The sequence below is a fragment of the Mesorhizobium sp. B2-4-15 genome (assembly GCF_006658505.1).
In the GTDB taxonomy this organism is placed as follows: domain Bacteria; phylum Pseudomonadota; class Alphaproteobacteria; order Rhizobiales; family Rhizobiaceae; genus Mesorhizobium.
The window spans coordinates 92,341-106,208 of record NZ_VFUZ01000018.1 but is presented as its reverse complement, the minus strand read 5'-3'; the positions used below and the strand labels follow the sequence as shown (position 1 = coordinate 106,208).

Genomic DNA, 13,868 nt, shown 5'->3' with positions numbered 1-13,868 from the left:
CATCTCGCCGGTTTGACGCAATCCGGGCGGAAACCGGCCACGCGCTTTTCCCGGGCTGCTGAAAAGCGGCGTGCATGTCAGTCTCGGATCACGCCGTTTCGACGCGATGTGAATTTTTTCCTAGGAAATCGTTGACCGGCTGAGGGCAGCCATGCTACATATTTGTCCATGGTGCTGATTTGCGCCAATGACCCGCCGCCGAGGCGGGTTTTGTGTTTCTGGCGCTTTGGGACCTCGGCTGCACTTGTGCGCCAGCGCTCTACGGCGCCCCCTCTGTCCTGCCAGGCATCTCCCCCACAGGTGGGAGATTGGCCGTCCTCCCGGCTTTCGCCAATCGCCCAAGCCGCCAGATCGGGCGACGCGCCCGAACCGCAAACTCCCCAGATGGGGAGGCAGAACAGGGGGCGCGACAGAACGCGACTTCCGCGAAATGTGAGAGACCTCATGCCACGTTACGCCACCATCATCACCGACGATGACGGCCGCGAGGTCGTCAGCGCCATCGGCGAGTTCGAGGGCGCGGCGCCGCAAGCGCGCCTGTGGCGGATCGAGCAAGTCGCATCCGGCGTGCTGATCGGCATGGTGCGGGACGCGGCCGGTGGCTTTTGCTTTCCGCAACCGGGCAGCGGCGCGCGCCCTGCTGGCCTTACCCTGGTGGGGCTCAAGGCCCGAACCAAGGCGACGAAGCCTGCCGGGACGGCAAAGCCCAGGAAGCCCAGGAAGAAAGCCGCCCGCTCGAGGAAACCGGCAAGGCGGGTGCCGAAGGCGGGCAGGGCGGTCTCCGCCAGCGATACCGCCGTAAAGGCGATGGGCGAGGCCAATGGCTGATGAAGTCGCCGGCAGGCCGGCACAGCGCAAGGCAAGGCGCAAACCCGTCGCCAACCCGGCCTCTGCCCCAAAGTCCCGCCCCAAGCGGACGAAGAAAACGCTCGGCGACGATTTCCTGACCGCGGTGCGGGCCGATTTCCGCGCGCACGGCGCCGGCGTCATCGCCGAGGTGCGGGCCGACAAGCCGGACCAGTATCTGAAGATCGTGCTTTCCGTACTGCCCAAGGATTTCGATGTCGCCATCAACCAACTGGATGCCCTGAGCGATGAGGAGATCCGCAACCGCATCCGCGCCCTCGAGGCCGTCGTCAGGCCGTTCCTCGATGAGCCAACTGAGCTCGGCCCGGACGGAATATCTGGCGCTGCTGGCGGAGCTTGACCGCCGTCGCCGCGCGAACCAACTGGCGGCCTATAAGCCGTATCTGACGCTGCCCGTGGTCCAGTATTCCCGCGCCACGGGCCTGCCGCTGGCCAATGACGACACGACCACGCTGGCGGCGGCCTTTCTCATCGGCGTCTGCGCCATGTGGATATCTGATATTTTGTTCGAGGTGATCGTGCGGAAATTCAGGCCAGCCCCGGAGGAATAGCCCCGGTTCTGCCAGCGTCGATAACCGTGCCTGACGGCCCGGTCGATTGAAGCCCGCCTCGGTTCGCCGGGGCGGGCCTTTTTGCGTTTGTGGCTCCTGATCGGCCGCTGCTATATCCCCGCGCAACGCTGCCGAACTGGCAGTGGCATTGATCCAGAACAGGCCCGCGAATGCACATCGAACGATATGACGGGAATCGCGACGCGTTGCTGCCGCTGTTTGCCCTTGCCGACGATTCGCCCACGCAGGTCGCAAGCTATATCGAAGAGGGCGAGGTGGTGGTCGCTCGCGCGGGCGACGAGATCGTCGGCCATGCGCTGATCATCGATACAGGCGATGCCGCCACCTTCGAGCTCAAGAGCATTGCGATCACCCAGGCGCGGCAGGGCGAAGGGCTGGGCCGGGCCCTTGTCGCGGCGGCAATCACCTACTGCCGCGAGCGCGGCGGCAGGCACCTGATTGTGTCAACGGCAACCGCCGATATCGGCAATCTGCGATTTTATCAGCGCCTGGGCTTTCGGATGGCCAGTATAGTCAAGGACGCCTTTGGGCCGGCCACCGGCTATCCCGAAGGCTTGCTCATAGATAGCATTCCGCTGCGCGACCAGGTGGTCTTCGAACTTGATCTGGGCGCCGATTGAGGCAGTGGATGGTTGCCAACCATCAGCGTGCCATTCCCTCTTCCAACTATCAAGACAACCAAAATAGCCCGCTCCGGCTCGCCGGGCGGGCTATTTTGTGTTTCTGGACCTGGATCGCGTCGCGTTTGAACGCCCAAAGCCGTGGCCAGCTTTGGGCGAGATGCATCAGGCGAGAATATTGACGGCGCGGGCCGCGACCAGCGCGATCGTCAGTAGCGAGATCGTCGCCTCCGCCATCATCAGCAGCTTGGCGCGTTGCGAGAGCGGCAAGGTGTCGGTCGGCGAAAACGCCGTCGCATTGGTGAAGGCCAGGAAGAAATAGTCGACGAAGCCCGGCAGCCAGTCGCGGATCTCGCGGTCGCTCAGGGTCATTTGCGGGAACAGGAAATCGGAATGCGCGCGTGCGACGAGGCCGCAGGTCGGCGGCCCGCCGCGGTCGGTGCTCCAGAACCACAAGGCAAAGACGATGACATTTGTGACCCAGATGTTGAGCGCGTCGACCAACAGCGTCTGGCCGCTGGAGCCGGCATGGCCCGCCAGCAGCGCGCGCACCAGGAACACCAGCGAACCGCAATTCATGATGCTGACGACGCCGGTCATCACCAGGGCCGTCCTGCGGATCATAACACGAAACCGGCCGACCAGATACCAGTGCTCCTCCTCGACCGCCTTCCGGGTGGCGACCTGCGTCCAGGCAGTGGCCACCGACAGGGGCACCAGCAGGGCAGCTTCCAGGGCCGGCGCCAGCCAGCGCGGGCCGAAGGAAAGATCGTTGATGACCAGAAGCTGCAGGCAGATGATGACAAGCACCGCGGCACGCGCCAGCCAGAAGTCGAGCGCGCGGTGGTGGATGACGGCATGCTGGTGACGCATCGAGTGTCCGGGAGGTTCAGAGGGGATCGGGTGTGCGGGCTGTTTGCTCGGGGAGGCGGTGTTACGCCGAAATTCCTGCTCAATCTTGGTGTCGCAATGGCACGCAGCTATACTTTTTTGTAAGCTTTGATGTTAGGGCTGTTCGGCAAACTGGGCGATGTGGTTTAAGCGCCGCATGGTGGGAATTGATGACTCCATGGATCGTTGGGTGCCGGCAGGACTGCCCGGCACAGGCTTGGACCCGTCATCGGTCTGGCGTGGCCTGCTTCGTCATCCCTGGTATTTGCTGACGCTTTTGTGCCTGGCGCAGATCCTGTGCTGGACGGTGGTGCCATCGCTGGTCGATCCCGCGCCGCCTGGCGACGTCGTGGAAGGCTTCATGTGGGGCCGCGAATGGGTGCTTTTGACCTATAAGCATCCGCAACTGCCCGCCTGGCTGCTCGAGACCAGCCACCTTCTGACCGGATCGTTCCGCTGGCCGCAATATCTGCTTGCCCAGCTGACGATCTCCACGACTTTCGTCCTGGTCTATCTGCTGGCCCGCGACATGCTGGGGCGAAACCGTGCGCTGGCTGCAGTCTTGCTGATGCCGTCGGTCTATTTCTTCGGCTGGCCAACCCCGCAATTCAATCATGACTACGCGCAGATGCCGTTCTGGGCGGCCATCTGCTGGCTGCTCTGGCGCGCCGGCCGCGGCGGCGGGCCGGGCTGGTGGCTGGCGCTCGGACTGGTGTCGGGCGTCGGGCTCTATGCCAAGTTCTCCACCGGCCTGCTGCTTGCCTTCGGCGCACTCTGGCTGTTGTCCGACGCACGCGCGCGCAGCCGATTGGCGACGCCTTGGCCATGGCTTGGCTTTGCCGTTTTTCTCGCCGTGGCCGCGCCGCTGGCCGTCGAGCTTTATCGCGTCGATTTCTTGCCGCTGACCTATTTCGCCGACCGCGACGCGTGGGTGACCGAACACCGTGCGCGCCTCTACTATATCGGTGTCCAACTGGCCGGGCTCTCCGGTTTCCTCCTGGTGCTGGCCATATCAGGGCTGCTGCGGCGCACGCCAGCTCCGCAAGAGCCCGTCGAGCGCGGTAAGCTCGCCTATCTCGTGTGGATGGGGCTCGGGCCGGCGATGCTGATCATGGTCGCCTCGTTGTTCACCGGCACCGGCGAATCCTGGGGCGCGCCGATGTACAATCTCATTGGCGTCGTGGTGCTCGCTTTCCTTGGCCATCGGCTTGGCGCTGTCCAGATGCGAAGGCTGGCGATCTGCGCCTTCACCTGCATCGTCACCATGTCAGGCGCCTATGCGGCCGTTCGCTGGACGGATTGCAACATAAGGGGGCGCATGGACGCTGTCTGCTGGCCCGCGCAGCCGATCTCGGACGAGGCGGAGGCGATCTGGCACGCGGCGGCACCTGGCCGGCTCGACATTGTCGGCGGCGATACCAATCTGGCCATGCTGGCCGGCCTCAACGCGTATGACAAGCCCTCGATCTTCACTGACCTGAATATGAAGTTCGCGCCCTGGATCACAAGCCAGCGGCTGCATGACCACGGCATGCTGATGGTCTGGTCGGGTCGCGGCGTACCGTTGCCGCTGCGGGCATGGCTGGACAACATCCCGGTCAAGACCGTTCTTTTCAACTGGTCGCGCGGGGCGCCGCCAATAGCCATCAACTTTGCTGTCATTCCGCCCGGCACGCGGTATCCGCGCGGCTGAAGCCTGTCGTCCGGTTCCCACTGGCCGAGGCCGCCGCCCATTCCCAGGCGACTGGACGAAACGGGCGGCAATGCCCATTTATGGGGCAACTCAATTTTCTTTGCGCAATTCCTGACGGGAAACCGTCAAACAGCCGGAATTGCTTTTTGGGAGACGAAACATGGCGACTTCGAGCGAACGAGCGGTACTTGCCGGCGGCTGCTTCTGGGGCATGCAGGATCTGATCCGGCGCTTTCCGGGTGTCCTTTCCACCCGGGTTGGCTACAGCGGCGGCGATGTGCCGAACGCCACCTATCGCAATCATGGTACCCACGCCGAGGCGATCGAGATCAATTTCGATCCGGCCAGGATCAGCTACCGCACGCTGCTGGAATTCTTCTTCCAGATCCACGATCCGACGACGCGCAACCGGCAGGGCAACGATGTCGGGATGAGCTACCGTTCGGCGATCTACTATACCAGCGACGAGCAGAAGCGCGTCGCTGAAGACACCATCGCCGACGTCAATGCTTCTGGTCTGTGGCCCGGCAAGGTCGTCACCGAAGTCGCGCCGGCCGGTGCCTTCTGGGAGGCCGAACCCGAGCATCAGGACTATCTGGAGAAGTATCCCAACGGCTATACCTGCCATTTCGTCAGGCCCGGCTGGAGGCTGCCGGTTCGCGAAAAGGCAGCGTCCTAACGTTTCGGCACAAAGCATCGAACCTTGTTGCGTCCAGAAGGACGCTTCGGCCGATACCTGGCGAAATCCCTGATGCGGTGCGAATCCCTTTCGGGAGCGTTGGGAGCGATATCGAACGGAGAAAGCCGCCAGGCGTCCGCCCGGCGGCTTTCTCCGTTTTTGGCAATGATTTACTTGCCGCAGTTCTTGTCGTTCAAGGTCGGCGCCGTGGCGTTGCCATTGGCATCGGACTGCGCACCTTGCGGGTTGGTCGGGCAATTCTGGTCCGCATTGGAATCGAATCCGCCCGGCGCGATGGTCGTGCTGTTGGTCATTGCCGGATCGAGCGCATCAGGCGAAGCTGGCGTACTCGGTTCTACAGTGACCGACTTGCCGCTGCCGCCAGAGCCATCGTTGCCGCTCGCGCTATTGCTTTGCGCCATCGCGGAACTGGCAAGAGCGACAGTGAGCGCCGAAGCTGCGAGGATTTTCATGAACATGGCTGGTCTCCATTGAACTCGTCGCGTAGCGACTGGCGGGACAATCTCTCGACCAGGTGAAGGTTCCCGGAAAATTTCTCGCCGGCGCAGCCAGCTGCCACTGCTCTGGCGCAACGCTTTTGGCGTAGCGCGCTGAAAAAAACCGCTTCCCCAATCGATCGAATGGTGCTTTAACGCGCTCATCCACAGGGGTGCTCCGTACGGTCGGGGCTGAGACGGGGGCGGCAAGCCCACAGACCCTAGAAGCTGATCTGGGTAATACCAGCGGAGCGAGGCGGGCAATGTTTTCAGGCGCACAGATTTCCCTATATCCCATGGCCGACGATTTCGTCGGCGTCATCCTGGGCGCGCTCGGCGCGCTCGATCCCTACCGGGACAGGCTGCGGATCGAGACCGACGACATCGCGACGCTGCTGGTCGGGCCGCCCGAAGTGCTGTTCCCGGCCATGCGCGACCTGTTCGTGGCGGCCGCGAGGAGCGGCAAGCATTGCGTGCTGTCGGCCGCCGTCTCGCGCGGCTGCCCCGGCGAGCCGGACGACCCGATCTGCCGCTCCGACGAGGTCGGCGGCCCGACAATCCCGCTCGACGAGCGCAAGCTGGCCGCGATCCGCGCCGTGCAGTCGACACTTTCGACCGACCAGCCGGCGGCCGCCCAATTCTCGCTCTATGTGATGGGCGCCGGCGACCACATGGACGAGATCTATGGCTGCATCGACTTCCTGAAGCAGTCGGGCGTCTTCGAACGCTCAAAGCATTTCTGCACCAAACTGCGCGGCGATGCCGGCGCGATCTTCGCCACGCTCAACGAAGCCTTCTGCCGCTTCGGTCCGGGCGCCGGCCACGTGACCCTCGACATCACCATTTCGGCCAACAGCCCGACCGCGGGTTGAGCGGCGGCTGGCGCCGTCGAGGATATTGTCGTGGTTGGTTCGTTTGATCCGCCTGGGGAAAGCGTCCCTACCCCCATCCGCCTCCCACAGGGGGCAGCGAAGCCCTTGGTGATTGGCGAAGGCGGCGGTGACGGCCTATCTCCCCCCTTGTGGGGGAGATGCCTGGCAAGGCAGAGGGGGGCGCTGTCCCGCCGACCCATCAGGTGGTTACGCTCAGCACCTTCAGCACAAGTTTCGAAGGTTGGCGATCCTTCGCGCCCCCCTCTGGCCTGCCGGCCATCTCCCCCACAAGGGGGGAGATCAGCCTTCACGCGAGCTCTCGCCAAGGCCGCCCCCGCGGCCCTCGCTTTCGCCCTGCTGCTTGCCGCCTGGGAACTCTGCGCCCGCTTCGGCGGCGTCGCGCCCGTGCTGCCGGCGCCGTCGCGCGTGCTGGCGCAGGCCTGGGAAAATCGCGCAGCGCTGGCCGACAACACGCTGCCCACCATCCGCGCCACGCTGGCCGGCTTTGCCTGCTCGGTCGTCGCCGCCTTCGTGCTTTCGGCGCTGGTCGATTTCCTGCCGAGGCTGCGCCGCGCGCTGTTCCCGATCCTGATCGCCAGCCAGACCTTGCCGCTGGTGGCGATCGCGCCGCTGGTGGTGCTGTGGTTCGGCTTCGGGCTGCTGCCAAAGATTCTGCTCGTCGCGCTGGTCACCTTCTTCCCGATGATGGTGGCGCTGGTCGAAGGTTATGTGTCGACCAGCAAAGAGATTGCCCAGATGCTCGCCGCCATGGGGGCGGGGCGATGGCGCATTTTCTGGCTGGCTCGCCTGCCTTCGGCGCTGCCCTATTTCTTTGCCGGCCTGCGCATTTCCATCACCTATGCCGTGGTCGGCGCGATCTTCGCCGAATATGCCGGCGCGGCGAAGGGGCTGGGCATCTACATGCTGAGCGCCAAGAACAATTTCCGGCCCGACCTGGTGCTCGCCGCGGTCGCCGTCAGTTCGGCGCTGACGCTTGCCTTGTTCGGTCTGGCGGTGCTCGTTCAGCGCCTTGCCATGCCGTGGGAAAGGGCTGGGCGCGATGCAAAGCCGGAGCCGACCGAGGAGGAACGGCCATGACCCGGCTGGAACTCCGCGACGTGCGCAAGAACTTCGGCACGCTCGAGGTGCTCTCCGGCATCTCGATGACCGTGGACGATGGCGAGTTCGTCTCTATCCTCGGGCCATCCGGCGCCGGCAAGTCGACGCTCCTCCAGTTGCTGACCGGTGCGATTGCGGGCGAGGGCGAGATGCGTTTCGACGGCGCGCCGCTCGACGATCACGGCCGACATTTCGCTTTCATGCCGCAGCGCGACGCGCTGATGCCGTGGCGGCGCGTCATCGACAACGCCGCGCTTGGACTGGAAGTGCAGGGCGTGAGGCGCCGGGCAGCGCGCGAGCGGGTCGCGCCCCTGTTCGCCGAGTTCGGCCTTGCCGGCTTCGAGCGCGCCTGGCCGGCCGAACTGTCCGGCGGCATGCGCCAGCGCGCCGCCTTGCTGCGCACCGTGGTGCAGCGGCGCGACATGCTTCTGCTCGACGAGCCTTTCGGCGCGCTCGACGCGCTCACCCGCACGGCCATGCAGCGCTGGCTGGAGAAGATGTGGGCGAGCCACCGCTGGACGGCGCTGCTCATCACCCATGACGTGCGCGAGGCGGTGCTTCTGTCCGACCGCATCTATTTGCTGTCGGCGCGGCCCGCGCGTGTCGTTGCCGAAGTGGCCGTGCCGCTACCGCGCCCGCGCACCGAAAGTGCAGCGCTCGCCCGCGAGGCGGCGGCAATCGAGGCCAGCATCCTCGACACGCTGCTTGGGGCAGGCCGAACCGAATTCCCGATCGTTTGATGGCCCGATTGTTTGATGGAGAGAAAAATGACTGAACTCAACCGCCGCCAGGCGCTGCTCCTGGCTTTGGCCGCCGGCCTGCCGCTGGCTCCGCTCGCCGGGGCCGCGCGCGCCAGGGCGGAAGCGCAAAAAATCACCGTCGCGCTCGACTGGACTGTCAACACCAACCACATCGGCCTGTTCGTCGCTCGCGACAAGGGTTTCTACCGCGATGCCGGGCTCGATGTCGAAATCCTGCCCTATGGCGATACCGGCTCGGGCACGCTGGTCGCCAACCGCGTCGCCGATTTCGGAATTTCCGGCGCGCTCGGCCTGTTCACGCAGAAGAGCGCGGGCGCGGATCTCAAGGCGGTCTATGCCGTCGTCCAGTCGGAGACCGGCCGCGTCGTCTTCAACGCCGACCGCGCCGCGATCAAAAGCCCGAAGGATCTTGACGGCCTGACCTATGGCGGTTTCGGCAGCGCCTGGGAGAACGCGCTGATCTCGACCATCATCCGCCATGACGGCGGCAAGGGCGATTTCAAGACGGTGACGCTCGGCACCTCGGCTTATGATGCGCTGGCGAGCAGCGCCGTGGATTTCACGCTGGAAGTCTCGACCTGGGAAGGCGTGGAGGCCGGGCTCAAGGGCCTGAAGCAGCGCAGCTTCCGCTATGCCGACTACGGCGTGCCGGACGAGCACACCACCTTCATCGCTTCCAGCAATGCGTTTCTGTCGGCTAATCCAAAGGCGGCCGCCGCCTTCGTGCAGGCGACACGGCGCGGCTACGAGTTCGCCGTCGACCAGCCGCAGGAGGCCGGCGACCTCTTGATTGCCGCGAACAAGGATACGCTCACCAATCCGGCTTTGATTCACGCCTCGCTGAAGGCGCTGAACGACGGTCATTTCCTGAAGAGTGCCGCCGGCGCTATCGGCACCATCGACAAGGCCAAGGTCGAGGCGATGGGCGGATATTTGTTCTCGTCGGGAATACTGCTCGATGGCAATGGCAAGGCGTTGAAGAAAAAGCCGGATTTCGAGGGGTATTTCACCGACGAGTTTGTGGGCGCCTGAGCGAAGGAACGCGGCGTCTGGTCAAGGCACGTCAGCCGCCGCGCCTAATCCTTCACGATGGCGTAGAGCAGGGCGGTTTTGATGTGCCACCCAGGCTCGCCTTGCAGCGACAGGGCGGCGGCGTAAAATTTCGCGACGGCGGGGCAGAGACCCTCAAAGTCCTGGTCTACGTTCGCGATGGCGTCCATCTCGACCGGCGTTCCGCCGCTTCTGATGAAGGCGTCGGCGACCAGCGACCAGTCCTGATCGCTGGGCACGGCCGCCGGCAAACCGCTTCTTTTGGCTGCGCCGAAGGCGTTGAACAGCGTGGCACCGATCTTGTCCAGGTGAGCCAGGAAATCGTGGCTGGGCGCGCGCTGATCGCGTCCGGCCCATTGCGCAGGTAATTGTTGCACGTGGCAGGCGTTTCTCGTGCCATGACATGATTGAGCATGTCGAGCTGCGCGGAAAGCGCTTGCGAGACCTCGCTGTCCGGCGCTGAAGTCAGGAGCGGTGTATATCTTTGCCTCAGATCGGCGACCGCCGCCACTTGCAATCATTTCCACCGCGACATCCGCCGGCCTCCCAACCTTGTTCACTTCGCCCCGAGGCTCAGCGCCTTCTTGCGGTCGGCCTTGGCTCGTTTGTGGTTGCCCTTGGCTTCCCATGCCCGGCTTCGCATCTCATAGAGCCCGTCGAAGTTCGGATTGAGCTTGATGCCTTTGCTTAGGTCGGCAATGGCGCCTTCATAGTCTCCCCGGCTGTTTCGGATGACGCCTCGGCCAAAGTAGCCGTAGAGGTTGTTGGGATCGAGGCTGAGAGCCTTTTGGAAGTCGCCGTAGGCGCCGGCGTCGTCGCGCTGGCCCATTCGAACGAGGCCGCGATCGGCATAGATGTTCGCTTCGGTAGGGGCGAGGCTGATGGCCTTGTCGAAATCCGCAAGAGCCCGTTCGTAGTCTTGCTTCATGGTGAAGCTCTGAGCGCGGCCGTAGCGTGTCGCGGCGTTGTTTGGATCGAGGGCGATTGCCTGATTGTAGTCGTCGATGGAGCGATCGTAGTCGTGCTTGGCATATCGGGCCAGGGCGCGGCCGGAATAGGCGTCACGGAATGTTGGGGCGAGGGCAATCGCCTGGTCGAATTCGGTAATCGCGCCGTCATAGTCCCCCTTCTCATGCAGCGCGCGGCCCTTTTTGAAGAACGACAGGGCGCTTGCCTGATTGTCGGTTTGTGGGGCGCTGTCTTGATCGTGCGTCTCTTTGGCGGCCCCGTTGGCGAGCTTGCCAGGCTTTTTCGAGCGAGACGCTTTCTCCCTTGCCGCCAACGCCAGTTTTCGACTCTGACGAGCAATGTCGTATTTGGGATCGAGCTCAATCGCCCGGTCCAAATCGGCAACGGCGCGGTCGAAATCGCCTATGTAGTACCAGGCGCTGCCGCGTCCGAAATAATACGGCGCATGGTCCGGTTTCATCGCGATCGCACGGTCAAGATCGGCGATGGCTTTTTCCGGCTCCCGCTTCTTCACCAGAGTAAGGGCGCGACCGTTGTAAGCTTCAGCATAGTCGGGATCGAGCTGGAGCGCCTGACTGAAGTCCGCCAATGCGCCGTCATATTCGCCGTTCTGCAAACGTGCCAGGGCGCGCGCCGAATAGGTCGACGCCTCCTTTGGTGCGAGCGCCACGGCACGGCTGTATTCGGTGATGGCGCGAGCGTATTTGCGCTTCTTGTAGAAGGCGTCGCCGCTCTCCAACAGTGCCAAGACCGCACGCGGATCTGGGGCGGACTTCTCGTCGACCTCTACGCTTTGTCCGTTTGCCGCGACCGCCGCATCGCGCCCCTTGCGGGCATCGGCATCGCCGGGCCGCAGGCTTAGCGCCTTGTCGAAATCGGCAATTGCGCGGTCGTAGTCTTTTTTGTCGGCCCAGAGCATACCCCTGGAAACGTACGATGTCACATCCTGCGGCTTGATTGCTAGGGCTTGGGTGTAGCCCTCTATCGCGCGATCTTTTTCGCCTTTGAGCGACAACGCCGCGGCGCGCACGGCCAGCAATTCGGGATCCTTGGGATTGAGTTCAACCGCCCGATTGTAATCCCTGAGAGCCTGGTCGAAATCGCCTTTGTCTCCCCAGGCCAGGCCGCGGGCAAAGTGCGCGTCGGGTAGCGTCGGATCGATGGCGATCGCAACATTGAGGTCGGCAATCGCGCGGTCGTAGTCGCCTTTGGCTATCCACATTCCGGCGCGGCTCGAGAAACCGGCGGCGTTCGTTGGATCGAATTGAAGACCCTTGCTGTAGTCCGCAATGGCGTGGTTGGGGTCGTGCTTGCGACTCCAGGCCCAGCCGCGGCTGAAATACGCATCACCATATTGCGGGTTGAGTGCGAGCGCCCGTGTATGCTCGGCGATGGCACCGTCATAGTCGCCCTTGCTGGCCAGCGCGACGCCGCGACGGTAATGGGCGACCAAATTGTCCGGATCGAGCTTGATGGCCCGGCCGTATTCGGCGATCGCCCGATCATAGTTGCGCTCTTTGGTCAGCCGGTCGGCATTCCTGATGACGTCAGCGACATCGGCAGGTTCGGCTGTGCCGCCGGCGGGCTCGGCAGCCTGTTCTTCCCGTGACGCCACCGCCGCCTTGCGGCTTACGGCGTAGTCGCCATTGTCCGGATCGAGCTTGAGTGCCTGGTCGAAATCGGCGATGGCGCCTTCGTAATCTTTCTGGTCGGCCCACGCCATGCCACGTCCGTAATAGCTGGCGTCATCCTTCGGATCGATCCGGATCGCCACCGAATAGGCAGTGATTGCGGTTCCCGCTTCGCCTTTGGCATGCCAAGCCATGCCCTTGCAGTAAAATGCGTCGCGAGCCTGTGGATCGAGCGTGGCGGCGCGATCGCAATCGGCGAGAGCGCCATCGATGTCGCCAAACGTGACCTTTGCAAGGCCCCGGCGAAAAAGCGCCGCTGCAAAATTGGGGGCGAGTTCGATAACCCTGTCGTAGTCGGCGATGGCCTGCTGATAAGCGCGTTTGGCAGCCCAGGCCTTGCCACGGCCAAAATAGGCGAACCGGTTGTTTGGGTCGAGCGAGATCGCCTGGTTGTAGGCGCCTATCGCCTGATCGTACTTGCCCATGTCCAGAAAGGCATCGCCGCCAAGGGTCGCTTCCAGCGCGCGCGGGTCGGACGCCGCCAAGGCCCTAGCGGCAAGCGTGTCTTGCGTGGCCCCTAAATCAGGAACAATGGCTCGCGGTTTATGCGTATCCGCCGGCGTGGGCGGTTTGCCATCGGCTCCCGCATCCTGCTCGCCACAGCTTCCCCCACGCTTCGGGTCGAGCTCGATGGCGCGCCGGCAATCGGCCGCCGAACCGGCACCGTCTCCCTTGAGCATCCTGGCGCGGCTGCGGCCGAAAAAGGCGTCGGCGTCCTTCGGATCGATGCGGATCGCCTCGTCATATTCTGCTATGGCGCGTGTCAGATCACCCTTCCTGTCCCAGGCGGTGCCGAGGCCGGCATGGGCCTTGCCGTTCCGTGGATCGGCCTCGATCGCCTGTTGGAAATCGAGAATGGCGGCATCGGTGCTGCCTTTGCGCAGGAAAGCGGCGCCACGGCTGGAATAGGCATCGCTGGCCGACGGCTCCAGGCTGATGGCAATGTTGAAATCCGCGATGGCGCGGTCGTTGTCTCCCTTGTTGTACCAATCGGCTCCGCGGTTGAAGTATGCCGAAGCCTGCTTGTTATCGAGCGCAATCGCCTCGCTGTAATCGGCGATCGACCGATCGTAATCCTGCTTGTCGTCCCGGGCGACGGCCCGATAGATGTATGCGGTGGCGCGGATGCTCGGCGGCTCCGCGGTGTCCTCCGCAATCGCCGTGCAGGCGGTTATGCGCTTGTCCGGCTCGACACTCTCGCCAATGCAGGTTGCATAGTCCTTCTCTGACGCGAGGGCCGGTGCGTTCAGCGCAAGGATGACCGCAAGCCCAGCCAACTGCCGCCGGTTTGAGGAGGTCTTCGCCTGCACGAATGATATGATAGCGGCGGCGGCTAGCCCCGCGCCCTTCCAACTCGCCATTTCGCTGGTCCTCCCCCGAAAACCCCTTGGTCCGCTTCAGCGGTAATCCGCCTATTGTTCTTTATTTGTTCCGCAATGCAAGCATAAATTGCAACATGGCGGACACAATTTGCATTGTGGTTCCCGCAGCTCGCTTGCTGGTCGAGGGCATTGCGACCCGTTTAATGCCGATCTGATCTTGTCGGTTAACCGCCCGGCAATGGTTGCGTGCAAAGGTCGCCCCGAG

14 protein-coding genes and 1 riboswitch are annotated in these 13,868 nt (G+C 63.7%); of the genes, 10 read left to right on the top strand and 4 right to left on the bottom strand.

The window, feature by feature from the left end:
* The first annotated feature begins 444 nt into the window (after positions 1 to 444).
* The 4 genes from FJ930_RS20945 to FJ930_RS20930 all read left to right on the top strand — a co-directional run bounded on the left by FJ930_RS20945 (position 445) and on the right by FJ930_RS20930 (position 2,059).
* Entirely contained in the window at positions 445 to 828 is a 384-nt protein-coding gene (locus FJ930_RS20945; RefSeq protein WP_141839941.1) for a hypothetical protein, read from the top strand.
* Positions 821 to 1,207, top strand: a complete 387-nt coding sequence (locus FJ930_RS20940) for a hypothetical protein (RefSeq protein WP_141839940.1) — start codon at positions 821 to 823, stop codon at positions 1,205 to 1,207. Before FJ930_RS20945 ends, FJ930_RS20940 begins: the two co-directional genes overlap by 8 nt.
* A complete protein-coding gene (locus tag FJ930_RS30145) occupies positions 1,152 to 1,418 on the top strand; it encodes a hypothetical protein (RefSeq protein WP_246676971.1) in 267 nt (88 codons plus the stop codon). The genes FJ930_RS20940 and FJ930_RS30145 overlap by 56 nt, the downstream gene beginning before the upstream one ends.
* A gap of 170 nt (positions 1,419 to 1,588) precedes the next feature.
* Positions 1,589 to 2,059 (top strand): GNAT family N-acetyltransferase, encoded by a 471-nt coding sequence (locus FJ930_RS20930; protein ID WP_141839938.1) that lies wholly within the window; start codon positions 1,589 to 1,591, stop codon positions 2,057 to 2,059.
* A 165-nt stretch (positions 2,060 to 2,224) separates the two neighbouring features.
* Here FJ930_RS20930 and FJ930_RS20925 read toward each other — a convergent pair whose 3' ends face one another.
* Positions 2,225 to 2,932, bottom strand: coding sequence for a hypothetical protein (locus tag FJ930_RS20925; RefSeq protein ID WP_141839937.1), 708 nt, complete (start codon positions 2,930 to 2,932; stop codon positions 2,225 to 2,227).
* Positions 2,933 to 3,128: 196 nt separating this feature from the next.
* Between FJ930_RS20925 and FJ930_RS20920 the strand changes: the two genes are divergently transcribed.
* Positions 3,129 to 4,643: a glycosyltransferase family 39 protein gene (locus FJ930_RS20920; RefSeq protein ID WP_141839936.1), complete on the top strand. Its 1,515-nt coding sequence runs from the start codon at positions 3,129 to 3,131 to the stop codon at positions 4,641 to 4,643.
* A gap of 160 nt (positions 4,644 to 4,803) precedes the next feature.
* Positions 4,804 to 5,322 (top strand): peptide-methionine (S)-S-oxide reductase MsrA, encoded by a 519-nt coding sequence (gene msrA / locus FJ930_RS20915; RefSeq protein WP_140741695.1) that lies wholly within the window; start codon positions 4,804 to 4,806, stop codon positions 5,320 to 5,322.
* Positions 5,323 to 5,492: 170 nt separating this feature from the next.
* Here the strand turns inward: msrA and FJ930_RS30535 are convergent, their stop codons facing one another.
* Positions 5,493 to 5,984: a hypothetical protein gene (locus tag FJ930_RS30535; protein WP_246676970.1), complete on the bottom strand. Its 492-nt coding sequence runs from the start codon at positions 5,982 to 5,984 to the stop codon at positions 5,493 to 5,495.
* A riboswitch (TPP riboswitch) is annotated at positions 5,979 to 6,092 on the top strand. It overlaps the preceding gene by 6 nt.
* Here FJ930_RS30535 and FJ930_RS20905 point away from each other — a divergent pair.
* The 4 genes from FJ930_RS20905 to FJ930_RS20890 all read left to right on the top strand — a co-directional run bounded on the left by FJ930_RS20905 (position 6,083) and on the right by FJ930_RS20890 (position 9,603).
* Entirely contained in the window at positions 6,083 to 6,691 is a 609-nt protein-coding gene (locus FJ930_RS20905) for a YkoF family thiamine/hydroxymethylpyrimidine-binding protein (RefSeq protein WP_141839935.1), read from the top strand. (Overlaps the previous riboswitch by 10 nt.)
* A 354-nt stretch (positions 6,692 to 7,045) precedes the next feature.
* On the top strand, positions 7,046 to 7,789 hold the full coding sequence (locus FJ930_RS20900) for an ABC transporter permease (RefSeq protein WP_246676974.1): 744 nt from the start codon (positions 7,046 to 7,048) through the stop codon (positions 7,787 to 7,789).
* Positions 7,786 to 8,550, top strand: coding sequence for an ABC transporter ATP-binding protein (locus tag FJ930_RS20895; protein ID WP_141839934.1), 765 nt, complete (start codon positions 7,786 to 7,788; stop codon positions 8,548 to 8,550). Before FJ930_RS20900 ends, FJ930_RS20895 begins: the two co-directional genes overlap by 4 nt.
* A 27-nt stretch (positions 8,551 to 8,577) precedes the next feature.
* On the top strand, positions 8,578 to 9,603 hold the full coding sequence (locus FJ930_RS20890) for an ABC transporter substrate-binding protein (RefSeq protein ID WP_141839933.1): 1,026 nt from the start codon (positions 8,578 to 8,580) through the stop codon (positions 9,601 to 9,603).
* Between the two features lie 44 nt (positions 9,604 to 9,647).
* On the opposite strand, the gene FJ930_RS20885 is transcribed toward FJ930_RS20890, so the two are convergent.
* Positions 9,648 to 10,148: a hypothetical protein gene (locus tag FJ930_RS20885; protein ID WP_181763435.1), complete on the bottom strand. Its 501-nt coding sequence runs from the start codon at positions 10,146 to 10,148 to the stop codon at positions 9,648 to 9,650.
* 29 nt (positions 10,149 to 10,177) lie between these two features.
* A complete protein-coding gene (locus tag FJ930_RS20880; protein ID WP_141839932.1) occupies positions 10,178 to 13,642 on the bottom strand; it encodes a tetratricopeptide repeat protein in 3,465 nt (1,154 codons plus the stop codon).
* Positions 13,643 to 13,868 lie beyond the last annotated feature (226 nt).